Here is a 24,084-nt window from a genome sequence, read left to right as displayed (position 1 = left end):
GTTACCTACTGCGCCAGCACCGACGAGAACAAATGGCGGTAAGCGGAGGCCGTCCAATGATGGCGCGGCGTCCAACTCGTCCCACACCGAACTCATGGAATTTGTCCAAAGAGAGTATGCGTGGTTGTCGAGGAGGCGTCCGCGGCGAAGACCCCAGGTTCTCTTGAAGATCTCTCGCGACCAACGCTGCGGCGAAGAGAGGTCCAATGGGGTTGCGGGAACGGGAAGGGCCAGTGTGGGGAACGTGTTGCAGTTCGCCGCACCACGCCCTCCAGCCATCCGCGACGCACGCGATCGCTTTTTTCGAGTTCAGCGTCGCTACGCTGCCGATGACGATTGTTTGATCTGCTGCGCGAGGCGAAGGATCAGGCCCGACGTGTACCTCCATTCCAACCGCCCACTCGCCCACAGCCGCTAGGTAATCCGAAAGCGTTTGCCAGTCGCCTTTGAGGATGGGACGGATGAGCAGGGGCACGTCCGATGCTGCAACGACCTCAAGCTGTTCGACGAGACCCACCTGCCGCACCAATAAGTTGACGAGGCACTCCGCGATGATCTGCCCTGCGGCAGAGTGCGCCCAGTCCTCGGAAAGAATGATTCGGATGAACTGCTGCACAGCGTTCGGCTGTTCCGCCAACCCATCTGTGCCCAACAGGTGCCTGCTGCCGATTTCAGGATCGATCCTCACCGCATGTCCTCCACACGAACCTCACCATCCACCAGTGAAATCCGCCGCGTTGCACAATCCAGATCAAGGCAGTGCCAGTAGCCGTTCTGCCATTCGTGCACACCAATGCCATGCGGAAACTCGCTCATCTCTCGACCGTAGAAAGGGAAGACCAGCGAAAGGATGCGTTGGCTGCTCACCATGGTGTCGTCATAGGAGGAGTGTTCCACCCACTCTGCCGGATGACTGTGTACCTGGGCGAGAGGCTTGTAGTCCTCAGGCAGCCGATAAACAACCTCAGCCAACGCCTCCGCGCTGACGTGATAGTTTCTCCGGCGCATCTGCTGTCGAGGCGCGCCAACATAGCGAACAGTCCCGTTGCCGTCAGCGTCTTTGGGGCCGTACCACATCGCGCCGCTTTCTCGGTGGCCAGCCGATTGGAGAAGCTGATGCGTTGCCTCGAGCGCCTTTAGAGGCAAAAACAGTCGCGCGGTTCCAGGTTCGTAGGGAAACGGCGGGACGCTACGCTCCAATTCGTCTTCCATGTTCATACCTTCGCGAACCGCCCTCCATAGTGCATGACCATTGCCTTCTGAATCGCCGCGATCGTGGTGTAGAAGGTGTTCTGCTCCCGCCACATCAGGTCGGATTCGACTGGGTGCGCGGCATCATAGAACTCTTGCGTTGCTGAACAGCAGATAAGTTGCAGCGTTTTCCCATTCGCAGAGCCATAGCTCGGGTGGACATGGCATTCCGGACTGGAGAGCATCGGCAGATGATGTTGATCCATGGGATGGGTGTAGGCCAGTGTTTCGGGGTTCACAAACTGAGCGCTGGGTGGCCACCCCCGGTAGGCAGAAAAGCCAAGACGGAGCAGATACTGCTCGGTGACGCCGTTGAATGTCCCCTGTAAAGGGATAATGAGCGAGCTCTTGTTGGGCCTTCGCCAGCCCAGCTCTTCGATCGTCGATTTGCCTAAAAAGGCGAGGACGCGGGGGATGTCCGCATCGAGTGAGGCGATCCCCCGCGCAACGTCCACAACTGGTAGGGGTGGCACGATCTGCGCCATCAAGCCCCGCCAGTCTCAGACGCGATCCCAAAGTGGAAGTTTCCAATGACCTTCTGCTCTCGTGCCTGCTCCAGCGTGAGCTGCAGGTGCCCGGTCAACGGCTGAGGCTGAGCCCCGGCCGTCTGAAAGACGTCCTTCGGCTTGCGCTCAAGCCTCAGTTCCTTATAGGACATGTCCCACACTTGTTGAAGCGTCGTCTTGACCTTCTCCTTGAAGGTCGCCTTCTCCAACTCATTCACCTGGACCACATGCACTTCGACCTCGTCGTGCCGCGACGCCTCCTCGATCTCGTGAATTGCCTCCTTGACGTCACGTTCGGCCTTGGCCTCCTCCGCGCGCGCCATTTCCAGATGAACCTCCGCTTCTTTCAAATGCTCGACGGCTTCGTCCAGCGAATGGGGGCCAGTGTGATTTCCTTCGAATTCCATGTTCCATTTCCTTTCTCACCGTGAGCGATGAACTGTGTTGAGCCGAATGAATCTTGCGCCTTGTCCTATCGGCATTCAGGCAAAGCGAGCAGGTTATCCGTCCACACACGGTCGGCGTAGGTTTGAACGTATTTGGTACCGTTCGCGTGCTCGCGGACACCAACGCGAGCCTTATTGCCGCGAGCATCGAGGACGGATGCTACGCCGTCGTGATTTTTGATCCAGTCGTACATTTCCAACCGGGTCGACCGCTTTGCCTCGTTAGTCTGTTCATTGATCCAGCCGAGGTCGGAGATTGCGTGATGCGGATCCTCGTGGTGCCCATTCGACTTCTTGATGCAGGTAATCCGGATTGACATGGTGGCAGCCCTCCTCAGGCTCCTGGCGCAGGTAAGGGCCCTACTTCTTGTGGTTTTTCAGGTATTCACTCAACGAGGCTGAGCCGGTGCGGTTCAGCAAAGTGTCGAGACGCATATCCGACCGGGCGCCCTGGGCGAAGTTCGGCCCATAATCATCGCGGAGCGTGCCGACAAGGGTGTCTCCACGCTTCCTGCGAATCTCGCCGTCAGCATCCCGGCAACGGTCGTCCAGTCCAGTCTTACAGTGGTCGCTCATCTCCGCTCCTTTAGCGAGGGGAAGTGTGAGCTAACCTGGCTCGCCCTCGACTAAGGTCAAGCTAAGACCTGGAGCGGCGTTTCAACGACGGCGGCGTTGTGGCAGAAGCTTGGAAGAGTTTCCTTCAGACTTTTTCGGCTGGGGGAGCGGATACCTGCTGAAGTTTCACTACTAGGCTGGATATCTGGTGATCGCCGAGTTCAAAGAGCTTGTCGAAGGTGATCTCGCCGATCTCTACCGAAGTAATAAGAGCATAGATGCCATGGTAGTGGTTTTTGACGATGTCAATCTCGCCCAGCACCTGTTTCAGCTCATTTCGCAGGATTGAGATCCCCTTGAAACCCTGCTCATTGTTGGCGCCCAGTTCGTTCTTGTGCACCTGTCTGTTTTGAAGATAGCCAAGGATCAAGTGGAGCAGGATGCGTAGCGAACTGACAGTCAGCTTCACCGGCTGCGAACCCAAACGAACAATGATGCGCTGCTTATCGCGATCTCCTGGGATAGTAACAACGACCTTTTCGCTGAAATTATCCCGCAAACCGCTACGATGGTTTTCGCACTGATCGTGTGCGTCACGGCCGCTCTCCGCAAAAGCCTTTCGTATGGCCTCCGAGATGGTCTTCGTGTCAGGTTTCTCAATGATATTGCTGGCATTGTCTCGCATCACCTCCAGCACGATATCCCGTTCCCGAGCGTATCCACTGACCACGAGCACCGGTAGCCAGAAACGCACACCATTGTGCTCGGAGTACATCTGACGGATATCTCTCAAAAGAGACTTGCCATGCTCTAGATGTGCTTTGTTGGAATTCGGCTCGCTCTTGATCTGGAGGTCAAGCAACACCAGGCAGAACGGTTTGGCCTTGAGCTCACGGATGGCATCTTCGGCGTTCGTGACCGGAACGCTCTCGCACTTCAAGGATTTGAGAATCTGCTGCAGGTCGAGTGAGAACTCTACATCATCTTCAACGACCAGGACACGGTGACGAGCGGTCATCGCCGTACCTCGCGGTATGTCGGAAGCCAGATGTTAACGCTGGTGCCAAGTCCCTTCGCGCTCTCAAGGCGTAGCCGTCCGCCGTGCTCGGATTCTACGATCTTGACGGCAAGCGGTAAGCCAAACCCGGTGCCGGTCGCTTTGCTGGTAGAAAACAGGGTAAGTGCGTCGCGTTGGTTTTCCTCGGACATGCCGCATCCTGAGTCGCGGATGGTCATGCGAATCAATCGCTCCTCAGCGCTGGCAGTGACCTCGATCGGCCGTGCAGCGGCGTCGTCCGGATAGGCTTCTGCTGCATTGACTAGGATGTTCGTCAGTGCCTGCACGAGACGCGTTCGCGATACCTCGACGACAGCAGACGATGGAATGTGGATCGCAATGGACACACCGCGCGACTCGTTTCTGTCGCTCTCTTGCGCGACATTGGCTGCCTCTTGAACGATCTCCTTGAGACTTTCCGATTGAAACGTAAGTGTCGGTTGTTGGTTATACACACGCATCGCATCTAGGGTTGTGCGTATCCGATGGACCCGTCTTCCGATCCCATCTGCCTCCTCTGCAAGCGCCACAGGAAGGTTCGGTTGCTCCAACAAGGCATCACGGAGCCGTTCCGCCGATGCGGCCAGAGGCGTCAACAGTCGGATCACTTCGTGGTACAGTTCGCGAGCATGGGTATTTGCCATCTGCTCCGCCGCGCGTTTGACGGCCTCTCTGCCGGCCATCCCGAAGCGAGACTGAATGGTATCGAGTGTCGCGTTGATGCGCTCTTCGTGCTGCTTTCCCAATGAGCTGGCGTTGCGAGAGTCACGACGGCGCAGTGCGGCATGTTCTGCCGCCTGTCGCACCCTTTGGTTGTCATCCCGTGCGAGCTTTGTCAGCGCCTCTTCGAAGGTGGCGTGTGGCGCATGGGTCGCAGCATTCGCAACTGCTCTGCGCACCTCCCATTTCGGATGGCTCGCGAGACGTGACAGGATGCCGATGACCAGCTCGGCCAAAGGATCGCCGACGATGGAATTGCGTAGCTCGGACTCCGCGCGTGCAACCGCCTCTAACGCTACCGTCCAGTCTGGTGATTCAAGCGCGGCAAGCAGGTCCGCGTCTTCAGTGGCCATAACGTTCTTTTCTCAAGAGAAAGGCTTCACGGCCGCCTTCGAGGATGTTCTCGATCTGAACGCGGCACTCATCCACAGTACCAACGCGCTCGAGAACCGAGTGCTGCCCATCGGACGAAAAAACGAAGACCCGCTCCGCCTCCCCGAGAACGGGTATGTTTGGATTGTGGGTCACGAAGATGACCTGGCGGGCACCCTTGATCGCCTTCAGGGCTCGTACAACCGTCTGGAACACAAAGGCATTATCGAGGTTGTCTTCAGGCTGATCGATCAGGAGTGGTCGTTCGCTCTGGGTTAGCAGAATGGGTAGGATCGTCGTGCACCTCTGGCCGGTGGACAGGTGTGTCGAGTCTTTGAAGGTCGCTCCATCGAGGAGTTCGATGGAGGGCTGATCTTCTAAGGCGACGGTCTCGATGTCGTAGTACGCGCCATCGTTTCGTAGCGCGTAGAGGATCTTCCTAGAACGGTCTTCCTCGAAGTTCGTCTGTCGCATGAACAGGGCCAAATCATCTTTCGCAGCTACAGCAGCCAGTTCTTCGGGCAGAAAAACCGCACACAGGCGCTCTGCGACCATACCCTGTCTAACTCCTGAACCTTTCAGAGTCTCCTCAACGAACTGCTGATAGCCTTCGAGGTCTGCGGATTGCTCGACCGCAACGCGGATGCTTGGGAATTCGGCTGACAGCCGTTCCGCGATCTTTTTGCGCAGCGCGAAGCGCTGATCGCGCAACTCGGACGCACGCTTCCGCAACGTGCTGCGAGTCTTCAATAGCTCTGCCCGCTGCTTCTGCTTGCCTTGTTCATCTTTTTCTGCAGACTCAGCATTGTTGAGTGAGGTTTGAACGTCCTGTCGCTCTGCAGCACGTTCTCCCTGCTCAGCGGAGGCTGCGACGATATTCCGGTACTCCGCTTCCTGTAATGCATGTCGCTCTGCTAGCGTAGCCGCGTGCACCTGGATGCGCGCCTGAAGGCCCTGAGCCTTTGTTTGAACTGATTCGATGTCTTTCGCCACTTCTGTAATGAATGTGCCAAGCTCAGCCTGGATCGCGCTCAGGAGCGCACCATTCGCACTCGTGAGCAACGGCGCATCGAGCTGGGCTTCGACACCGGCGCGAAACGATCCCTGGGCCGTGACCATCTCGCGCAACAGCTTCTCAATTGCCAGCCTCAGAACTCCTGGAATCTTCTCTTCACGGGTTCGCTGGCCTTTCGTGCTGTGGGCTGCGTTGATGCGGGCCGCATCTGGCCCGTCAACTTCGACTAGGCCCTTAAGCTTCTCCCTCAACATCACCAGTTCCGACGCTTTGGCATGGGCCTCTGCCGCTTCCTGATCTACTTGGCGCAGGTCCGCAGTCGACTGCATCAAGTCGCGCTGGAGTTGTTCCAACTCACGATCGATCGCCTTCGTCTCCTGCTCTTGAAACCTGTCGAGTAGCTCTAACTGGGCCTTCGGACTGGACGCAATCTCTTCAATCTCATTCTGACTGAAGACGTCCGCAGAAAAGATCTGATCGCGGTCCAGGGAGATGGCAACGGGAGTGCCAGCTTCATTCAAAACCTGTACGGCTTCATGAGCACCACGGGTTGCCGTGTACCGCATATCCTTCTTGGTGCAGAGCTCAACATCGAGGCGTCCGCCACCGAGGTTGGACTTGACCAGCGTATCGATGCCACGGTGCCGTAGCGCGCTGGCCTTGGGGTCTGGCATGAGTCCAAGGCCAAAACGCACGAATTCGAGAGCAGTCGTCTTGCCGGCACCACGACCCCCGATGAGACAGTTCAAGCCGTCCGCAAATTCGAGCTGCGCGCCGCCTAAGAAACCGCCAGTCACGGTGAGGCGACGGATTACATGATGAGGAGCTTTGGTCATAGAAGAATTGATCAGCGAGGAAATTGTACTCCTGCCATGCCAGTTCAATTGGTATCGCTGATACATACTGTCCCTGATCCGTCACCGCCCGGACGAAGTGGGGCAAGGGGGCCATTACCCGTTCGGAACGGTCCATCATTCAAACGGACAAAGGTCATGTGTAACGGCCTTAGTCTGGATCTGGTTCAACCATCGTGGCATGGAGCGAACGGACCAGTGCCCGTTCACCCGCCTTCGCGGTATAAGCCATCGAGATCAGTCTCGTGGCCGAATAGAGGTGCCACGTTTGTGCGGCAGAACTTCGGTTGCCAAGCTTGGCCCGGAGTCATCGGGCCTCAGTCCTAAGCAGTTTGTGTGCGCACCTCCGGATGCCAGTTGGTGACAAATCGCCAATGCGGTGCGCCGGGATAAACCGGCATGAAGCAGGGAATGCAAGAGTCCTACGAGAAAGGAGTAGCGAACCGCTCGGCCCCGAGTTTTGCGTTGCGCACCGCGAGGTGCTCGGCGAAGCGTAAACAGGGGTACAGGTGGGCTGGGTATTGAGCTTCGAAAAGATGCAATCAGGACGCTGACGCTTTTGCATTGGCGGAAGGCAACACGGGAGGGAGCGATATCGCGAGTTCCTGACCGATCCTGCGTAGTCGTAGACCCCAGACACGCCTGGAAGCTTCATGCACGAGAACCGGGAGACCTCGGAGGCTCCTGCTGGCAACAGTAGCAGGACGGCGGGTAAAGGCTCAGGCCGTAAGGCCCGCATGAACGTCCCCGAGGAGTCGGACAGCGGCGTATTACCTATGAATCATTCGAACAAAATCGAGCAGTCGATGGCGGAGAGTGAGGAGGGAAGGCCGCTGATCAAGGAGAACATCCATCAGTCCAGCACGCGCCCGACACAGAGCGGGGCACGCGTGTCACAGGGGCTGGCGGGTGTGCGGAAAGCAGCAAGGGAACACAAGGAGAGGAAGTTCACCACTCTGCTTCACCACGTCACAGTCGATCTGCTAAGGGACAGCTTCGGTTCTCTGAAGCGCAAGGCTGCACCCGGCGTGGATGGGATGACGTGGCAGGAGTATGAAGCTGGGCTGGAGGGTCGGCTTGCCGATCTGCACAGCCGGGTGCATCGCGGCGCGTATCGGGCGCTTCCATCGAGAAGGGTTTACATCGAGAAAGGCGACGGACGGAAACGTCCGCTCGGGATCGCGGCAGTGGAGGACAAGATCGTCCAGCACGCAGTGGTCACCATCCTCAACCAGATTTATGAGGAGGACTTCCTCGGCTTCTCGTACGGTTTTCGTCCGGGACGCAGCCAGCATAAGGCGCTGGATGCGTTGTTTTATGCGCTCGTGAAGAGGAAGGTGAACTACGTACTTGATGCCGACATCCAGGGCTTCTTCGATAACCTCGACAAAGCGTGGATGATCAAGTTCGTCGAGCATCGCGTCGCCGACCGACGCATCCTGCGCCTGATCCAGAAATGGCTCAAGGCCGGGGTGATGGAGGACGGGAAATGGTCGGACACGGAGACAGGTACTCCGCAGGGGTCGGTGATCTCACCGCTCCTTGCCAACATCTATCTCCACTATGTGTTCGATCTCTGGGTGGACGTCTGGCGCAAGAAGTGTGCGCGAGGCGAGGTGATCGTTCTCCGCTATGCGGACGACATCGTCCTCGGCTTCCAGTGGGGTACGGACGCAGACCGTTTCCGCAAGAGCTTGGAAGAACGGCTGGGGAAGTTCAGACTGGAGCTGCACCCGGAAAAGACGCGCCGGATCGAATTCGGGCGGTATGCCGAACAGAACCGGAAACGAAGAGGAGAAGGCAAGCCGGAGACCTTCGACTTCCTTGGCTTCACGCATATCAGCGGGAAGAATGGGAACGGGTCTTATGCCGTGCGGCGCATGACGATCCGCAAGCGCATGCGAAAGAAGCTGCAAGAGATCAAGCAGCAACTCAGGATGCGCATGCATGATCCCGTGCCTGAGACCGGCGCGTGGCTCAGGTCAGTTGTACAGGGGTACTTCCACTACTACGCTGTGCCCGGAAATCTCGATAGCCTCGGGCTTTTCCGGGAACGCGTGCTCCGCTACTGGGGGCAAGCGCTGAAGCGCCGTAGTCAGAGACACCGGTACGCCTGGGCGCGTCGTCTCAAACTGGCCGCACAATGGCTTCCTACACCTCGCGTGATGCATCCTTGGCCCCTTGACCGCTTCGCCGCCACTCATCCGAGATAGGAGCCGCATGCGCTAAGGAGCGCTCGTGCGGATCTGTGCGGGGGGCGATCAGTAATGATCGTCCCTACCGCGACCTCATTGAGGAGGTTGGGATCAGGAAGTCCTGTTACTTTTCGAATGCAACCAGGACCCGCAGAATTTCCCCGAGCGTGCATCCGGTGGAAGGGCCCCTCTTTGGAAAGAAATCCTTAGACTAGAAGCCGATTCCGAAATCATTCTGCTGCTTGGTGGGCTGGGCGAATTCTGTTACTGCGATTTCCTTGGAAGAAGCGAATTCTTGCTGCGGCGGGCTGGTGTATAGAGCGAGATCCGCTTTGGCGGACGCTGCCTGGAACGCCTGTTGGGTGAGTCCATCGCCAGTTGCGATCACACGTTCTGCGTGAACGTTCTTCAAAGAATCGACGACGTAACCGTAGTCGATGTGCTGTGCCTTCTCAGGAGGAACTTCGGCGATCTTGCCGGAATCCATCTTCACGGTCATGGCGTGGCCCTCGCCGATGCGGGTGACAGTCCCGAGGTCACCGGAGCGCACGCCCATCTCCTTATCGTAGGTGCCGAAGCGTACGCGCTCACCCTGGGAGATTGCGCGAGTCTCTTCCTGGAAGACTCTGCTCTCGCGCGTTTGAGTTCGGAGCTGCGCGGGATCGTAGGTAACTTCTTCGCGGGTCGCGTCGAAGCGAACAGAGAGGAGATTGCCGCGCGAGGTCGTGGAAACAACCGTGCCCTGGCTGTCATGAGGGATACCGTCGAGGCCGGGGCTGCCGGTCTTGTACTGGATTTTGTCACCGAGCTGGTAGCTTTCAACACGCATCTTGCTCCCAGTCTCTTTCTCGATGAGAACTGTTACAGCCTGGGCGTCGCGGCCGAGTTTGCCTTGCGCGTAGAGGTCGGCCCGAATTAGCTGTGTCAGCTCGGCGCGCTCTCGGCGATCGGGCGCGACGATGACGGAATGTTGCGGGCGGCTGGCGTACTCGCTAGCGACGGCTGCGAGCCGTGAATCCGGATTGCTGTACTCATGCACCGCAAGGGTCTGCGACTTCGAAACCTCCTGCGCTGCGGGCGGCTCGGGCTTGGCTGTAAAGTCCAGAGCCGTAGTCTTGGTCACATCGGTAGCGAGCCGCTGGCCCAACGTTGCAGCGTCGTTCGTATAAATCCTCGCGTCTTCGGAGGCGCGAGAGATGGCGACATAGGCGAGCCGGTTGTTGATGAGGCTGCGGCTGGACTCGGTATCGATATTGGCGATCACGCGATCTGCGGTTAGTCCCTGAGAGCTGTGGGATGTGACAGCGTAGCCGTGGTCAAACTGCCGAAACTCAGTGGGATTGAAGCTGACAGAACGCTGTTCCTTCCCATCCATGAGTACGGTGAGTCGGTCCGGCTCCATTCTAGTAATAGTTCCCATGTCGCGGTTCGAAATCCCCAGATCCTTATAAATAGCCGAGAACTGGAGCCGGTCGCCGGTGGCGAATTCCCGGCTGGTCTCGCGATAGACGTTCACGCCATAGACCCGCTTGGGGTCGTACTCGACACTGGAGCCATGGGAGAACTCCACGGTCAAACGATTCGTAGCCGCATCGCTCGATCGCACCACGCCGAAGCTGCCGCGCTCGATCCCCTCGGCTTTGCTGCCGCGTTCGTACTGAACGACATCGCCGGGGCGGTACATCGCCGCCCAGGTGCGGTCGGGGCCGGTCATATCGGAACGATGGGATAGCGTGAGGAACTGCCGACCGTCCTCGGCCAGCGTGCCAGCTTTCAGCAGCTCCCGGCGCACGGCCTCATTGATCTGCTGGCGACTACGGTTGTCCGGCGAAACGATAAGTGTGTTCTCCGGCCTGGCGGCGTAATCCTGGGCGATGGCGGCGATGCGCTCCGACGCATTGGCAAGCTCGGTGACTCGGCCCTGTTCGGAAAGCAGAGCTATACCTTTCTCCGTTTCGCTTGTGGCGAGGTACTGGACAGCACGTAGCAGCTCCGGGTCTTTCTGCCGCATGATCGTATCCAGCTTGGAGGTTTGCATCCCCGCCTCCTGCATCTGCTGGAAGGGGCGGCCCGCATCGACGCCCTGATGCTGGCGGGTATCACCGATGACCAGAACACGATCCTGCGGGTGTATCTTTTCGAGAAAGGCCCGCATCTGTTTGGTGCTGGCGAGACTGGATTCGTCCAGCATATAGAGATGTCTGCTGGAATCGGGGTCCTTCTGCCGGGCAAGGAAGCTCTGAAGCGTGTTGGCCTCGATCCCTGCTTCGCGAAGCTGGCCTGCGGCTTTCGAGGTCGGGGCGAAGCCTTCGACCTTATAGCCGCCCTGCTCCGCACCCTCACGGATGGCGGCCAGCGTGCTCGTCTTCCCGGTTCCGGCTAATCCCTGGAATCCGTGTACGCGGTCGGTACTGGTCAGCACCTCGCGGATGGCCGTTTGCTGCGCCTCGTTCAGAAACTCGCGGGACGTGGCCTGCCGCTCTGCGGCGGCTGTGGACAGCATTGGAGCCGATGCGCCCTGTCCGTTAAGGACATGCTGCACGTTTGCGCGCTCGTCCGCAATCGTCTCCGGTGTCGTGAAGCTGCGACCGGAAGCATACTTTTGACCTTGGACGGAACGGAACTCGCCTTCCGCCTGTCTCCGCTGGAACTCACTCTGCACATCGGAAAAGCTGACCTCACCCATCCCACGACGTAGGGCCTCGCGCATAATAACCCGCTCATCGGCCACAGCCTCGCGCTCGAAGACTTTCTCCTTTGCGAAGGCAACTGCCCCACGGGAATCCGGCTGCACGCTAATTTCCTGGGCCTGGATCAAGGCGCGTTCGCGCGCAGCGGCGATCACCCGTTCCGGCTGGTCACCGAAGTCTTTGGCCATCTCCTTGTGCGCCGCCAACACTTCGGACGCCGTGAGGGTTTGCTTCCGGTCACGGGTCGCGTGGGCGGCGATCTGCGCCGCCTCTGGTCCCTGGAAACCCGTCCGCTCCATCTGTTCTTTGATCTGCCGAGAACGAGGGCTGGAGGCGTCAAGGTATGCCTGTGTGAAGCCCAGAATTTCGGGTGCGCCGCTCTGTCCCGGCTCGATCTCATAGCCCAGCTTGCGTAGCTGATGCGTCAGCACCGATTGGTACACGGCGGTCGCATAGTTTTGCGACTCGAAGAATGTCCGTTCCTGGATGGCACGGGTGGAACCATCTTCGCGTTCCGTGACATTAAAGATGATGGCGTGGGTATGGAGCTGCGGCGCGGCGTAGCCGTTCACAGGCCTCGCCGTGTCATGTTCGAACTTTGCAGCGACGAACTTCCCGGTCACCTCGGCGGGATTGTTGCCGCCGATCCGCGCATGCGTGTACTTCTCCAACTCATCAAGGGCGGTCGTCACGGCAGCTCGGTGTGCCTCTGTCACGCGCTCGTCACCGCCAACGAGGGCAATGAGTGAAACAGACTTGGGAGCGGAAAAAGTGGCATCCCATCCGGCCCGGTGCTCGACGGGTTTGGTCACCGAACCATCCGCGTTTGTGTATTCCTGCCCTTCCCGGTGCCGCACCATCTGCGCCTCGGTCTGCGGGTGTATACCCTCGGTCAGACGGGAGAACTCCAACGGTGCCACCTCTCCAGACAGGCCAAGGGAAGCGGCAAATTTGCCCTGCCACTCTCCTTTTACCGTCTCGTCCTGTTTGTAATAGCTCTGCGCATCACTGGTGTACTCCAGCTTGTGATACGTCTGCGCCTGGGTGGAGCTAATGGCTTTCGAGATGGTGAGCATGGCAGCCTACAGGTTGTGCGAGATGGAGGAAGTTCGGGCTTGCGCCGACGGAACCACGGCCTTGGGAAGCTCCAGTTTCGGAACGAGTACCTCGGCTTCTTTGATCGGAGCACCTTTGCTTGATCCGGCATTTTCGCGGTCGCTGGCAGCCTCGGTGGTCGATGGCGTGGCAGGTGGACCGGCCACGGGTACCGGCGCGAGAGGGTTGAACCACATCTTGTGGGGAGGAATCACGCGCGGGATTAGTGCCTCTGCCACCTTGGGGAGGCTCATGGGCGGGAATGAAAAGCGTGAGACGTAGTTGTTGATCTTCACAAAGGTGTGCAGGTCGGGTAGACCTTCGACCTCGGACTTCATCACCAGCGGCTCGATCTGCCTGTCGAGGGTGAAACTCTTACCCTGGCGCTTGCCGTCCGCAACCGTCTCCCGCACACGCTCGATTTCGACCTCGCCGATCATTTCCGCTGCCCACTTGGCCGCGTTCGGCTCGGCGGTACGGAGGATGAATTTAGTAGTCGGTTGCGAAAGCATCACCTCGGCAAGATGACCGTAGATGGTTTCAAGCTGTGCCTTGCCCTGGTAGCCAAAGACGATAGGGTTATCGCTCTTGCGGCCCTTGGTCAGCGCCGTATGGAACTGCGGAAGACGCTGGAGGCTGGCCAGCTCGTCGATCACCAGCCATACCTTTTTCTGCCCCGGCTTCGGCTTGGTCAGAAGACGCAACACAAGCAGATCAATCCAGAGCGAATGCAACGGACGAAGCGCCTCCTGCTCGGCTTCCGTGGATGTGAGGAAGATCCAGCCCTCACGCTTTTCGGCCCATTCCGTCGCGCACCACTCCAGACCCTGGGCTTCTTCGCGGGTAGGCAGAAGACGCAAGCTGTCGGCCACAAGGCCGAGCGAGCCAAGTACACCACTCCGCTGCTGGGGCGCATCCTTCAGTGCGAAGTTCGCAAGCTCGGTGCCTTCCAAACGTCGATCGATCTCATCCTCGTCCGACATCCACGCAACCAATTCTTCGGGTGAAGGCTTGTACTTCAGGAGATGGGCGAAGATCTTCTGCGGCGTATCCGTAAAGAACTCGCCCCGCTTGTCCTCGCGCGGCTGGTACATGGAAGCCGCGATAGTCCGCGCCTCGGCGGGGTTCCGCAGTTCGCTCGATGGCGTCCAATAAGGCGCCCGTGAGTCCAGCGGATTCAGAATCAGGTCCTTCCTGCTCTCCCTGTAAAAGCTCTCCGTGAACTCGCCTGCCGGGTCATAGACGATGGCAATTTCACCCCGGTCGGCGACCTGCTGGAGGAGCTGTTTTATCAGTGTGGACTTGCCGGTCCCGGTGTCGCCCATGATCTGAATGTGCTTCGCTTCCGCGCTTTTGGGGATGCGGAGCTGTATAGGCTTGCGGAGATACCACGGCCTTTTAGAAGTCTCAATGGCCAAGCCATCGGCCTTCAGTGCCTTGTTGAACTTGGACGGGGAAACCATTACCGGCCCCTTCAGGTGGCGTCCGTACTTCAACTCGCGGAACCGTTTCACGTCCGCGCGTCCGGCGAACACGAGAGCGATCACCAGGACAAGAAGCCCTTCTCCTAACGAGGTTGCGTAGATATCGAGCAACCCTTGCCCGTCAAAATACACGCTGCGAAGCCACCGGCTCAGCGCGGCGTCGTTGTAGTCCTTCTCCGGCCCTCGATAGAAAACCGTGTAACCCTGCTGCCGTGTCGCCTTGGACAATTCAGCAGGAAAGACAGCACCGGTGGGCAGCTTGGTTTCGCCGGGAACGAAGTCGGCTGGCAGGGCCAGTCGGGGAGCGGCTTTGCCGCCCCCGACATACAGCAGTCGATACTTGCCATGCTGCTTGAACGTCGCACCGATGAGCGACTGTATATAGGTCGGGGTATATGTCCGGCGCAACGGCGTCTCCGTGAAGCGGAGAAACTGCCACACGAAAAACAGCGTTGCGAAAACACCCAACGCCAACGCGCTGAAGGTATAGACGGGATCGTGCGGCGGCCAAACAATGGTCTCTTTGCGACCCCACTGCTGATTGCTATTCATTGTGCTACCTCCGTTCTGGCGTACTGTTGCATGACTTCAACTGCGGCCTTGTGCTTGCTGGAACGAATGCCTTGCAACTCGGTCTGGAACGCCTGCGGTGTCATCACCTCGCCGCAAGCCACATTCCGCAAAGTTGAGTTGAGGAGCTGACGGATAGCCACGATCTCAGTAAAGATCGGCGTGATGGTCTCGCCTCTGGCCGCTGCTAGAAGCACCTCACGGCACCACTCGCTGAGGCTCTGACCTCTTTGCATAGCCGCCGCTTCCATCTCGTTCTGCTCGTCGCGCGTGACCTTGGCTGTGGCACTGATCGTCCGACCGGTCCTGCCTTTGGACCGGCGAATCCGCGTCTCTAAATTGAGATGGGAACCTTGGGTTTCCGCTTCCATGCCGTCTACTCCGAAGTTGCTTATAGGAGCCTTGCGGTCTCCTATAAGCAACCAGATTTATGTAACTTGCTTGTTTGCAGAGAGGTCGCCTATAGGCTCCCTATTGCTCATTTCGCGACACCCTGGAAGGGATGGAGTGTCAATCTTCTTCCGGTGCGCAGCACCGTAGTGGCTCTGCCACTGCATTAGCAGCGGGATCATGCCTTCGATCCCGCCACGAATGCTGCTGGTTGTGCTGGCGATGACGCAGCGGATACCGGCTTCTTTGCGGGCGGCTCCGCTGCATCATTAGCTGGCGCTCTGCGGATGCGAAGCGTCGAAGAAGCCTGCTTCGCTTGTGGCGTCTTCAGAAAGTCCTGGAAGTCGCGATCTTTCAGGAACACATAAGCAAGCGCCTGTTCCACGACATCATCCGCTGATGCGTGGATGAAGGCGGCGTACTGATCGACCTGCGTAGCGGTTGAGTCAGTGAGCCGGATAGAGGCGCTGACCTGACGGGTTTGGATGACTTCGAGTAGTGGCATTGCTGTTCTCCTTTAGTGATGAATTCAGGCGACCTTGTTGCGTGCAATCATGCGTTGCGCCGTGGCCGCAATCTCCCGCGCACGAGCGGAGCAAAGTGCAGCGGGAATCTCAGGCTGTCTGCGGCTCTCAAGCATGGCGATTAAGTCCGCAATGGATGTGCCTTCCATCAGCCAGAGACGGGCCGAAGCCATATCAACTGTGCGCTGGGCGTAGTAGGTGGGATTGGGCTTGTCGGAACGGCGCGAAGCCAGCTCCTGCGTGAGCTTCACGGCATCTTTGCCGTGGGCAAGCTCACGCGAAACCCAAGCCCAATCATGCTCGGAGTTGGTCTGCATATCGCGGCGTATCGGCTGTTGAGGGATAGGTGGGATCATGCAGGCTTCGCGCAGGACATACAGATGAAAGTCATCCGGCTGGTAGGTCGCATCGGAGAGGTACTCGACGGTGGCGAGCTGCGCGGGATCGTACTTGCAATTCTTAAATCCCGGTATACGAAGAACCCGATTACAGTCCGTGCAGGAGATGTCGCCGTGGAAGGCCATCGCGAGGAGCTTGAGTGTCATCTCCTGCGTGTAGAAGTCGAAGTCCTCCACGCGCCACAACACTTGGTACTTACCTACCGATGTGGAGACGATCACATTCGGCTCCGGCACAAGCTCGGAAGCGCGGAGCGCGGCGAGCCGGGTCTCTCCATTCACGTCGATATCGATGTACAGGTGGCGAATGGAAGCGATGCAATCCTTGGTGCGTTTCCGGCTGCCGGAGAGCAGCGGATTGGCAGCGACATAGATATTCGTTCCATAGTGGTTTTCATGAGCGAGCCAGCCACGGTAACGGGGTGCGAGCGCACGTTCCAGAGGGACTATGCGTTGCTGTGTCTTTGCTATCCTCTCGTTGCGAAGCAAGAGAGCGATCGTGTCGCCCAGAGCGAAGCAACGGGTAAGAAAGTCCTGGGCTGTTCCATTCATCTCGATACCTCCAATCCGACCTGCACTGCATGCGCGATGCCACGGGCCTTTAGCAGCCGAAGAAGCCCGGCTGCATGCCGGACTCTTCGGAAAGGAGGAAGGGCCTATGCGGCCTCTTCCTCGGTGGATTCATCCTCGTCTTCCGCCGCCGCTTTGGCGGCACGGTCCAGCTTGAGAATCGAGTTCACCCGGATCTCCCAGATGGTCTGCTCCGAGTTCGTCTTCTTGCTGTCATACTTCCGGCTGCGCAGCTCGCCCTCGACTTGGATATGAGCGCCCTTCTTGAGCGTGGCTGCAAACTCTCCGAGCTTGCCGAAGACCACGCAACGGTGCCATTCGGTGTGCTCGATGTACTTGCCGTCCTTCTTGTAGGAGGACTTGGTTGCCAGCGGGAGAGTGGTTAGGCTGCGGTCGTTGTTGGTGCGAACTTCTGCATCAGCGCCGGTGAATCCGATGAGGGTGACTTTGTTTGAGTACATGGTGGTGATCTCCGTTTCGTTGAATTTCCCGTATCCTGCTCGGGTCACACTTGGCAAAGCCAGCGAGTGGGCCCGGCTCCCAAGCGCCAAGGAGTGCTTTCTTGGTGGGGCCCGAAAGAAGTTTGCGCGGTGTTCTTTGCCGCGGTTCGCAAACTTCTTTTGGGAGGAACCGAGACCCCGTAGGGGCGACGTAGTCGAAGCAGAACGACGCCGAGCCGCAGGGCGCCGGTTTGGCCCCGAAGCGTGACCCCGAGCAGAGGACGGGATACGAGGCGGAAGGCTCCCCGATGCACTGAAGTCAAACTCTCGATCTCGGCGGCTGATCTTCGCCCAAACCGCAGCTCTGTTTCGAGCGGCAAAGGCTCTATAGAAGAACGGCTCAGAGCACTCGCCGTTCCGCTCTCGGCGATGCCGGAACGCCACGCTGGGCGCTTTTAGAGACGAGTTGGGCTGTGCAGCCGATTTGGCAGCATGACGGTACATCGGAGTGACCTCGATTCGGGTTGGGTTCTCTAGCTGTATGCCTGATGCTCAGGCGGCGGAAGCACGATAGATGTCCTCCGTCTGGAAGCTCTGGTCTGCGTGGGTGTATCCGTTGACGGTAATCAGCTCGCGCACCCGGCGGCGGCCCGTGGCATCGCGCTCGCAGTACAGAACGAAGTCGATGGCCTCCGCTGTCTCCGAGCGTATGAATGCGTGGTTGAGATTCGCCTTGGCACTAAGGGCCAAATCAGATAGACGATTCAGGGCGTCCCATGCGGACTTTGCATGGATGGTTGAAAGCGTCCCACCATGCCCTGTATTCATTGCCTGCAGCAGGTCGTAACCGCACTCGTCGCGTATCTCGCCCATGATGATGCGGTCGGGACGATGGCGGAGAGCGGCGGCCAAGAGCTGGCTCGGAGTAATGCCGACCTGACCAGGAATCGCCTCGACGGCCTCCCAGCGGACGGCATTCGGATGGTTCACTTTCAACTCGGCGGGCTGCTCGATGACCACCAGACGTTCATGCTGCGGAACATGGTCAAGCAGCGCCTTCATTAGGGTCGTCTTCCCCGAACTGGTTCCGCCGCTGATAATGCCATTCTTTCTCTCGCTGATGAAGTTGATGACTTCGTCCCGAACGGACTCCGGCAAGCTGCCTGCGGCAATCAACTCATCGGAGGTATACCAGCGATTGAATTTGCGGATGGTAAGTGTCGGCCCATTGATAGAGGATGGAGCACCCACAACCGCCACACGCGAGCCGTCCGGCAAGCGTGTATTCAGGATCGGATTCTGCGTCGTGAGGTCTTGCCCAAGGATGCGAGCGACCCGCTCAATTGCAGCCTGTAGCCGGTCATTCGAATACGGCGTCGCCAAGGGGATATGCTCGATGACCCCGTTCCGATCCGCATAGACGCCCGTGGTGCCATTTACCATGAGGTCCGAGATGGAAGGGTCGAGTAAAAGCGCACGCAACTCCTCGGGGAAGAACGGGAGGATCAGGTGGTAGCTCATCGCGTCGCTCCTGTTGCTGGCATCGCCGGTAACGCCGGCAACGTTGCATTGGTTCCTGGCGCGATGGGATCGACGGAGAGCCGGTTCTCGTGGAATTCCGTGATGGTCAATCCAAGCGGATTGATCGTCTCGAACTGCGGGAAGATGCGGGCCTGGTCACTAACCTGTTTGGGATTCAGATAGTAGGTAATACTCAGCATCCAATGCTCGGTGCGGGGCTCGCGGGAGTTCTGGGCAGAGTAGAACCTGTCGATGGATACAAGAGCCGTTCCACGCGCGATTCGGGTACCCTGAACAGTCTCATCTGACATCGACGTGATGGTGACGTTCTTCACCTGCACATCGCTTGTCTCGATCTGCCCGGCCACCACCTGTGAGACAAGATGATTCGCGTTGTCTGCGGTCATCAATTGCGAGGCGAGCGTCTGCGACAGAAAGTAGTAGTTGAGCGGATACTTCTTCGCGATGGTGTCCCGCCCAATGGTGTAGCGATAGTTGGCCCAATCAGTGAGGTATGTCCGTACTTCGCCTTCGCGGGGGCTGTAGTTGAGGTCGCTGTATTGGATTGCCTGGGCGCGGCCCATCTCATCGATGCGGATGTAGCGATTCGCAGTTGGGCGATGGGCGAGTGAGAAGTTAAGCCACATCGAACCAAGTAGCACTACTGTTCCGCAACCAATGACGAGACGGTAGGCTTTGCGCTCGGCATAGTGGGAGGCATAGACCTCATTTCCGATGTGATCGGTGAGGAGTGCTTGCTCCGGCGTCAGCGCGCTTTCAATGTGTGCTGTGTGTGTGGACATGACGGGCTTGGCTCCTTTCGCGAACTGCGTTCAAAACAACATAGGTATAGATCAGCCCAGCGATGACGACTCCAAGGACAAAGAGCTTAAGCACCGGCTTGATTACTCGTCGCCCAAAGCGTGATGCTCCGAACGCGCCACCAAATCCATAACCATTCCACAAGTCACTCATGTTTATGCCCCTCCCATCATTACGAAAACTCTCAGTGCATTACCGACGACTCCGGTGCCCGACCCTGCCATTCCAGCAGCACCTCCGAAGATCGCTTGGGTCATGCTCGGAATGAACAGCATATTAATGATGAAAGCGACGAAGACCATTAAGCAAGGGATTAGATTGGCGATCCACATATCCATCGAATAGTTGCCATTGAAGGTCTGCTGCAGAAACCCATTCATGAATCCGGCCCACACGTAGATGAAGGCGGCTGCAACAGCGCGAATCATAGCGAAGCTGATGATCACGTCAAGGAAGTGGAAGAACTTTGCCTTGAAGGTCTGCGTCATGAGCAACGGCACAAATACAGGGCCAAAGAGTGCGGTCACACCGTAGAGGATGAAGGCGCTGCAATTGATGACGAACAAGATGGCGGAAGCGAGTCCGAGCATGATCTGTACGAGGACATAGCAGAGGATCTGAACGGGTGCGGTTAAGGACGGCATTGACGTTCCATCGCCAGCCGTCTTCAGAAGTTGCAGGAGCTGGTCAAGCGAGTGCTGATCGAAGGCTGCGACCATCGCCTGCGCGATGTAGCTAAAGAAGTGATTGATGCCGAAGCTGGCACCTGGGAACGGATTCACCCAATAGTTCAGCAGCAAGCTGCACACGATGAGCTTGAGCAGAAAGTGGGTAAGGTCGCCCGCACGCACGGGATGGTGATGGAGCCGGAACGTCATCGTGCTGGTGTTCCAGTTGATGACCATGTTCACAAGGGTGAAGAGAGAGATGCAACTCAGCTCCGTCCAACCGAACTGGGTCAACGCGCCGCCATTCTGCGTGGTGAGGTTGGTCAAGTTGTTGGTGAACTGGTAGAGCCAGTCCATGCCCGACGATGCGGACGGCAGTGCTTGTGCGAGAACGGCGATGCTCATATCGGTCTCCGGTGAAATCAGGGGATATAGCCCTTCCAGGTCTTGCCTTCGTTACCAGCGGCAGAGTTGTGCCGCTTCTTGTCCTGCTCTACCTTTTTGCGAAACGCTTCATCTTCCTTGTTGCGCTCCTCGGCATCGTGCTGTTGCTGTTGAAGAATGGCGGCGGCCTTGTGAGCCTCGTGACTCTGGTAAATCACGGCGCTGCCGATGGCGGTCAGCGCCGCAAGAATTGCGATGAGTGTCTTGGTGTTGATCGCTTTCAGCATCGCGTCTCCGAATTAGGGAAGATAGGTCTGCCAGGTGTTGCTTTCATTCGCCGCACTCACGTTATTGGTCGAGCGTTGCTGCTGAACAAAGGCGGCGGTGTTGAGGTCCTGTGCCCCAGCGTTCCTGCGCTCCATATTCGTGACGGTCATCTGTGAAGCGAGGCAAGCCTGCAAGACGCCCTGCGATTGCATCTCGGACATCTTCTGGGCTTCCGCTGCATTCAGGAGATTGAGCTGTTCGACTTCGGTATTGGTGCCATCGCTGCCGTCGACCTGCTGCGAGGCGAGCGTGGTGTTTGCGGTGACGTTCTGCGTCCTCGCGCCCCTGTACTGGCCGACTGCGGTAAGGCAATCGGGAGAGATGGAGTCCGATGCCTCGATCATGGCGAGCTGCGAGAGCTGGGAGCTCCCCGGCATCTGCCCTTGCAGGTATGTGGTTGTGTTCCCGCTTACCTTGATCGTCCCGGCAGTCCAGGCCGTGGACGACGCGCTGGGCGAGTTCGTATTGAGCGCGATGCTCATCCCGCTCGTCTCACCAAACATATTCGCGACGTTGGCGTTCTTCATGGCATTCAAGGTCGTCTGCCACTGCTGCTTGAGTGAGAAGTGTGTGATGTTGTTCTGGAGCATCTTGTACTGCGACTCCAGGGTCGTGAGCTGCGAGACAAGACTGGCGTAGCTGGTCGGGTCGAAGACGATGTCGCCGATCCCGAAGAGAGCGAAGCTAGGTGTCGCGGTCAACAGGAGCAGACCGCCGGTTAGAAGATACTTGTTGCGTTTGGTCATCACGAGTTTCATACAGCCTCCTTTGGGTGAAAAAGCTAGAAGCATTGCGGGCAGGTTGGGTCTAACCTATCCAGGGAAAAGTGACGGATGTCGGTCACGATCTTGCATGGAAACTCCGTCACGGCTTCAGCGGTTTGGATAAACCAATCGAGCGTGCTGGCTACAGAGCTACGTCCGACAGGCGAGAGGAGAAAAGTGAGAGCCAGCATGGATGCACTGATTGAGACAATGAGCCTGTTGCGTCTTGTAATCGTGAGTGTGGTCATGCGGTCTTCCTCTCTCACAAGGACATTTACATTGTTGGATCGACGCGATGTTCCGCGTAAGACGGGATAAGGATGTCGCGCCCGACGTATACGCGGGCACGGGAGCCTTCCTTGAGCGTGATGACAGGCAGGCGGTTCAGGAAGTGGTTCAGGACCTGCTCACCCTCGGTGGCCGACTGTTCGGAGATCCCGCTGCGGATCTGGGACGACGCTGTAAGCACACTTCCGTTGTTGCCGATCTGCGCCAGACCGCCTAAACCGCCCACGGCAGCCGCCGCGCCAAACGCCATCAAGTACCCGTGGTCTACTTTGGTGGCGAGGCCGGTGGTGCCGAGCGGGTCAAGGCCGATGTATTTGTCGAAGTCCAGTGAGAATCCATCGGGGCAAACGGCGCGATGGAAGGTGACGAACATCTTGCGCTGCTGCGTATTGCCCACGCTCTGTACTGTGCCGATCAGGCGAGTACCCTGCGGCATAAGAAGCTGTTGATGGTCGTGCGAGTAGTAGTCGGTGGTGAGCATGACCAGGATCGGGCCGCTCAACCCACTGTCGATGTGGTTGGTGACAACCCCTTCAAATACCGTGCCCTCGAAGATGCGATAGAGACGGCCCTGATAGTTATCGAAGTCGTATCCAGCCATCGCGTCGGCCTTGGAAGTAGCTTTGGCCTGTTGAGCGGAGGGCACCTGCACAACACCGGGCTTGTCGCTCGCGCTAGTGAGAGACGGACTGGTGGGAGTTTCCGCGACCGTCTGGGAATGTGCCTCCTCACGCTCCCCCATGACAGCCGTTGCCGGCTGCGAAGGGACGGCGGCACCGGGCGCTGCGCCCGCGTGGGCAAAGTCGATAGCGACCGTATCGCTGTTGATGGCGTCCTGCGCCTGTTCTCCTTCGCAAGCTGCTTCTGTTTTGCCTCTGCCTGCGCCTGCGAGATATTCGAGGTGTGCTGCGGCGCATTCGGGCTATTGCCATAAATCGCATCGCGCTGCGCCGCAGTCATCGGCTGTGTCCCGGCGGCTTCTGGGCCGGGGACACTTTGTTCGGCCTGGAGCTGCTGCATCGCAGCGGCCAACTCCTGCTGATGCTGGCTCTCCTCCGCGTCCCGTTGCGCCTGTACCTGTTGCTGGGTTGAAAAACTATTCACCTGCTGGGCATTCGGCGAAGCGGGGCGCATGGTCATTGCGCTTGCCGGGGCTGCTTTCTTGTTGCCGCTCAACAAACTCGACACATTGGCAACGCCGATGAGGGCAATGATGACAACGAGGACGATCACCACCGGCATACCCTTTTTGAGGGGAGACTTCGCCTCCGGCTGTTCAGGGACGGTTGCGGGCGGATTCTGGTTTGGCTCGGTCATGGCTAGTTCGCCCCTCCCACGCGGTGAAAGTCCACCTTCTGTTTACCGATGGCGAGATAGCCGTTGTCCAACTGCTTGGGCACGGTGTAAAGGCCATTGCTGAAATCGAAGTTGATGAGCGAGCCCTTCTTGTCCTTGACCTCATACAGCGCGGGCGTTTCCTGGAACTGTCCGCGCAGGTAGGTGAACTTGTCATCGCGCCAGATTTGCTGGAGGCCAAGAGATTTGCCCTTCGATTGATCCCAGGTGTAGTCGAAGTGGAGATTGCCGGGATATTGGCTCCGATATTGCTCGTCCTTCGTCTCCTCGGCTTTCAGCTCCGCTGCCTGGGCTGCTTTGGCAGTAGCGACCTCCTGCTTGGCCTTGTCCAGCTCGGCGGCGGGCACGAACACGGGAAGCTGTGTCAGCCGGTCTTTTGCCGCTTGGTCGCCGGGAGCGATGAAGACTTTGGAATCGAAGTGGGCATCTGACTCACTGGAAATTTCATGGAGCTGTAAGGTGTATTCGTTGCCGTGATCAGAGACGATGTGAATGTCCGTCGATCCGTTCGCCACCTTAGGCTTGACGCTGATGAAGCGGCTGGCGACATGGCCGCCGTCAAAGACCCAATCGACAGTGTCACCGGCGAAGACATTGGCAACCTTCTCCTCAGCGGGAAGGACGATCAGTGTCGATTGCAGCAGGCCGGCGCGAATCACAGGAGGCGTGTCCGCCTCGGACACGGTGACGGTGCGCGGCGCATTCGGTTGGAGAGGATGGTTATCGGCAGCGTGGCAAGGAACGGCGGAGGCCAGCGCAAGTCCGGCGGAGACGACGATGGGGATGAGTGGTTTCATGGCACTGGCCTTTCTGGTTTGGGGA

The 24,084-nt window shown here is 58.3% G+C and carries 22 protein-coding genes and 1 pseudogene; 1 reads left to right on the top strand and 22 read right to left on the bottom strand.

From position 1 onward, the window contains the following. Position 1: 1 nt before the first annotated feature. The 9 genes from ACPOL_RS33385 to ACPOL_RS02340 all read right to left on the bottom strand — a co-directional run bounded on the left by ACPOL_RS33385 (position 2) and on the right by ACPOL_RS02340 (position 6,758). Complete coding sequence (locus tag ACPOL_RS33385) at positions 2-688, bottom strand: hypothetical protein (RefSeq protein ID WP_161557145.1); 687 nt, start codon at positions 686-688, stop codon at positions 2-4. Further along, positions 685-1,212, bottom strand: a complete 528-nt coding sequence (locus tag ACPOL_RS02375; protein ID WP_161557144.1) for a Mov34/MPN/PAD-1 family protein — start codon at positions 1,210-1,212, stop codon at positions 685-687. The genes ACPOL_RS33385 and ACPOL_RS02375 overlap by 4 nt, the downstream gene beginning before the upstream one ends. Positions 1,213-1,214: 2 nt before the next feature. Next, entirely contained in the window at positions 1,215-1,736 is a 522-nt protein-coding gene (locus ACPOL_RS02370; RefSeq protein WP_114205637.1) for a hypothetical protein, read from the bottom strand. Next, positions 1,736-2,164: a hypothetical protein gene (locus ACPOL_RS02365; protein ID WP_114205636.1), complete on the bottom strand. Its 429-nt coding sequence runs from the start codon at positions 2,162-2,164 to the stop codon at positions 1,736-1,738. The genes ACPOL_RS02370 and ACPOL_RS02365 overlap by 1 nt, the downstream gene beginning before the upstream one ends. A gap of 65 nt (positions 2,165-2,229) precedes the next feature. Then, on the bottom strand, positions 2,230-2,523 hold the full coding sequence (locus ACPOL_RS02360; RefSeq protein WP_114205635.1) for a DUF3892 domain-containing protein: 294 nt from the start codon (positions 2,521-2,523) through the stop codon (positions 2,230-2,232). A 40-nt stretch (positions 2,524-2,563) separates the two neighbouring features. Then, complete coding sequence (locus ACPOL_RS02355) at positions 2,564-2,779, bottom strand: hypothetical protein (RefSeq protein ID WP_114205634.1); 216 nt, start codon at positions 2,777-2,779, stop codon at positions 2,564-2,566. Between the two features lie 124 nt (positions 2,780-2,903). Continuing rightward, positions 2,904-3,776, bottom strand: a complete 873-nt coding sequence (locus ACPOL_RS02350) for a response regulator (RefSeq protein ID WP_114205633.1) — start codon at positions 3,774-3,776, stop codon at positions 2,904-2,906. After that, positions 3,773-4,888, bottom strand: a complete 1,116-nt coding sequence (locus ACPOL_RS02345) for an ATP-binding protein (protein ID WP_114205632.1) — start codon at positions 4,886-4,888, stop codon at positions 3,773-3,775. The genes ACPOL_RS02350 and ACPOL_RS02345 overlap by 4 nt, the downstream gene beginning before the upstream one ends. Next, positions 4,878-6,758 (bottom strand): AAA family ATPase, encoded by a 1,881-nt coding sequence (locus ACPOL_RS02340; protein ID WP_161557143.1) that lies wholly within the window; start codon positions 6,756-6,758, stop codon positions 4,878-4,880. Before ACPOL_RS02340 ends, ACPOL_RS02345 begins: the two co-directional genes overlap by 11 nt. Before the next feature lie 671 nt (positions 6,759-7,429). Between ACPOL_RS02340 and ltrA the strand changes: the two genes are divergently transcribed. Continuing rightward, on the top strand, positions 7,430-8,989 hold the full coding sequence (gene ltrA / locus ACPOL_RS02335) for a group II intron reverse transcriptase/maturase (protein WP_236656923.1): 1,560 nt from the start codon (positions 7,430-7,432) through the stop codon (positions 8,987-8,989). A gap of 193 nt (positions 8,990-9,182) precedes the next feature. Here ltrA and mobF read toward each other — a convergent pair whose 3' ends face one another. The 13 genes and pseudogenes from mobF to ACPOL_RS02265 all read right to left on the bottom strand — a co-directional run bounded on the left by mobF (position 9,183) and on the right by ACPOL_RS02265 (position 24,059). Beyond that, positions 9,183-12,737: a MobF family relaxase gene (mobF, locus tag ACPOL_RS02330; RefSeq protein ID WP_114205630.1), complete on the bottom strand. Its 3,555-nt coding sequence runs from the start codon at positions 12,735-12,737 to the stop codon at positions 9,183-9,185. 6 nt (positions 12,738-12,743) lie between these two features. Continuing rightward, complete coding sequence (locus tag ACPOL_RS02325; RefSeq protein WP_114205629.1) at positions 12,744-14,792, bottom strand: type IV secretion system DNA-binding domain-containing protein; 2,049 nt, start codon at positions 14,790-14,792, stop codon at positions 12,744-12,746. After that, on the bottom strand, positions 14,789-15,181 hold the full coding sequence (locus tag ACPOL_RS02320; RefSeq protein ID WP_058188595.1) for a hypothetical protein: 393 nt from the start codon (positions 15,179-15,181) through the stop codon (positions 14,789-14,791). The genes ACPOL_RS02325 and ACPOL_RS02320 overlap by 4 nt, the downstream gene beginning before the upstream one ends. A 197-nt stretch (positions 15,182-15,378) precedes the next feature. Beyond that, positions 15,379-15,705, bottom strand: coding sequence for a hypothetical protein (locus tag ACPOL_RS02315; protein WP_114205628.1), 327 nt, complete (start codon positions 15,703-15,705; stop codon positions 15,379-15,381). 24 nt (positions 15,706-15,729) lie between these two features. Next, positions 15,730-16,674, bottom strand: coding sequence for a DNA-primase RepB domain-containing protein (locus tag ACPOL_RS02310; RefSeq protein WP_114205627.1), 945 nt, complete (start codon positions 16,672-16,674; stop codon positions 15,730-15,732). Positions 16,675-16,778: 104 nt separating this feature from the next. Continuing rightward, entirely contained in the window at positions 16,779-17,153 is a 375-nt protein-coding gene (locus ACPOL_RS02305) for a single-stranded DNA-binding protein (protein ID WP_114210564.1), read from the bottom strand. A gap of 531 nt (positions 17,154-17,684) precedes the next feature. Next, positions 17,685-18,653, bottom strand: a complete 969-nt coding sequence (locus tag ACPOL_RS02300; RefSeq protein ID WP_114205626.1) for a TadA family conjugal transfer-associated ATPase — start codon at positions 18,651-18,653, stop codon at positions 17,685-17,687. Then, the gene (locus ACPOL_RS02295; protein ID WP_114205625.1) at positions 18,650-19,456 is read right to left on the bottom strand and encodes a VirB8/TrbF family protein; all 807 of its coding nucleotides are present in this window, start codon (positions 19,454-19,456) and stop codon (positions 18,650-18,652) included. The genes ACPOL_RS02300 and ACPOL_RS02295 overlap by 4 nt, the downstream gene beginning before the upstream one ends. 174 nt (positions 19,457-19,630) lie before the next feature. Continuing rightward, positions 19,631-20,548, bottom strand: a complete 918-nt coding sequence (locus ACPOL_RS02290; protein ID WP_114205624.1) for a type IV secretion system protein — start codon at positions 20,546-20,548, stop codon at positions 19,631-19,633. Positions 20,549-20,565: 17 nt separating this feature from the next. Next, positions 20,566-20,814, bottom strand: a complete 249-nt coding sequence (locus ACPOL_RS02285) for a hypothetical protein (protein ID WP_114205623.1) — start codon at positions 20,812-20,814, stop codon at positions 20,566-20,568. Between the two features lie 12 nt (positions 20,815-20,826). Further along, positions 20,827-21,612 carry a hypothetical protein gene (locus ACPOL_RS02280; RefSeq protein WP_114205622.1) on the bottom strand — a complete coding sequence of 262 codons (786 nt, stop codon included), beginning with the start codon at positions 21,610-21,612 and terminating at the stop codon, positions 20,827-20,829. 280 nt (positions 21,613-21,892) lie between these two features. Beyond that, a pseudogene (locus ACPOL_RS02270) lies at positions 21,893-23,223 on the bottom strand (TraB/TrbI/VirB10 family type IV secretion system protein). A 2-nt stretch (positions 23,224-23,225) separates the two neighbouring features. Then, the gene (locus ACPOL_RS02265; protein ID WP_114205620.1) at positions 23,226-24,059 is read right to left on the bottom strand and encodes a TrbG/VirB9 family P-type conjugative transfer protein; all 834 of its coding nucleotides are present in this window, start codon (positions 24,057-24,059) and stop codon (positions 23,226-23,228) included. Positions 24,060-24,084 lie beyond the last annotated feature (25 nt).

It is taken from the genome of Acidisarcina polymorpha, from assembly GCF_003330725.1.
GTDB lineage: Bacteria > Acidobacteriota > Terriglobia > Terriglobales > Acidobacteriaceae > Acidisarcina > Acidisarcina polymorpha.
Note: the sequence above shows the minus strand (reverse complement) of the source record. Positions and strands in the feature narration are given on the sequence as shown.

Excerpts from the sequence above, each read along its gene's own strand:
- ACPOL_RS02375 (WP_161557144.1), bottom strand. The coding sequence starts at position 1,212 with ATGGAAGACGAATTGGAGCGTAGCGTCCCGCCGTTTCCCTACGAACCT.
- ACPOL_RS02370 (WP_114205637.1), bottom strand. The coding sequence starts at position 1,736 with ATGGCGCAGATCGTGCCACCCCTACCAGTTGTGGACGTTGCGCGGGGG.
- ACPOL_RS02365 (WP_114205636.1), bottom strand. The coding sequence starts at position 2,164 with ATGGAATTCGAAGGAAATCACACTGGCCCCCATTCGCTGGACGAAGCC.
- ACPOL_RS02360 (WP_114205635.1), bottom strand. The coding sequence starts at position 2,523 with ATGTCAATCCGGATTACCTGCATCAAGAAGTCGAATGGGCACCACGAG.
- ACPOL_RS02355 (WP_114205634.1), bottom strand. The coding sequence starts at position 2,779 with ATGAGCGACCACTGTAAGACTGGACTGGACGACCGTTGCCGGGATGCT.
- ACPOL_RS02350 (WP_114205633.1), bottom strand. The coding sequence starts at position 3,776 with ATGACCGCTCGTCACCGTGTCCTGGTCGTTGAAGATGATGTAGAGTTC.
- ACPOL_RS02345 (WP_114205632.1), bottom strand. The coding sequence starts at position 4,888 with ATGGCCACTGAAGACGCGGACCTGCTTGCCGCGCTTGAATCACCAGAC.
- ACPOL_RS02340 (WP_161557143.1), bottom strand. The coding sequence starts at position 6,758 with ATGACCAAAGCTCCTCATCATGTAATCCGTCGCCTCACCGTGACTGGC.
- ltrA (WP_236656923.1), top strand. The coding sequence starts at position 7,430 with ATGCACGAGAACCGGGAGACCTCGGAGGCTCCTGCTGGCAACAGTAGC.
- mobF (WP_114205630.1), bottom strand. The coding sequence starts at position 12,737 with ATGCTCACCATCTCGAAAGCCATTAGCTCCACCCAGGCGCAGACGTAT.
- ACPOL_RS02325 (WP_114205629.1), bottom strand. The coding sequence starts at position 14,792 with ATGAATAGCAATCAGCAGTGGGGTCGCAAAGAGACCATTGTTTGGCCG.
- ACPOL_RS02320 (WP_058188595.1), bottom strand. The coding sequence starts at position 15,181 with ATGGAAGCGGAAACCCAAGGTTCCCATCTCAATTTAGAGACGCGGATT.
- ACPOL_RS02315 (WP_114205628.1), bottom strand. The coding sequence starts at position 15,705 with ATGCCACTACTCGAAGTCATCCAAACCCGTCAGGTCAGCGCCTCTATC.
- ACPOL_RS02310 (WP_114205627.1), bottom strand. The coding sequence starts at position 16,674 with ATGAATGGAACAGCCCAGGACTTTCTTACCCGTTGCTTCGCTCTGGGC.
- ACPOL_RS02305 (WP_114210564.1), bottom strand. The coding sequence starts at position 17,153 with ATGTACTCAAACAAAGTCACCCTCATCGGATTCACCGGCGCTGATGCA.
- ACPOL_RS02300 (WP_114205626.1), bottom strand. The coding sequence starts at position 18,653 with ATGAGCTACCACCTGATCCTCCCGTTCTTCCCCGAGGAGTTGCGTGCG.
- ACPOL_RS02295 (WP_114205625.1), bottom strand. The coding sequence starts at position 19,456 with ATGTCCACACACACAGCACACATTGAAAGCGCGCTGACGCCGGAGCAA.
- ACPOL_RS02290 (WP_114205624.1), bottom strand. The coding sequence starts at position 20,548 with ATGAGCATCGCCGTTCTCGCACAAGCACTGCCGTCCGCATCGTCGGGC.
- ACPOL_RS02285 (WP_114205623.1), bottom strand. The coding sequence starts at position 20,814 with ATGCTGAAAGCGATCAACACCAAGACACTCATCGCAATTCTTGCGGCG.
- ACPOL_RS02280 (WP_114205622.1), bottom strand. The coding sequence starts at position 21,612 with ATGAAACTCGTGATGACCAAACGCAACAAGTATCTTCTAACCGGCGGT.
- ACPOL_RS02265 (WP_114205620.1), bottom strand. The coding sequence starts at position 24,059 with ATGAAACCACTCATCCCCATCGTCGTCTCCGCCGGACTTGCGCTGGCC.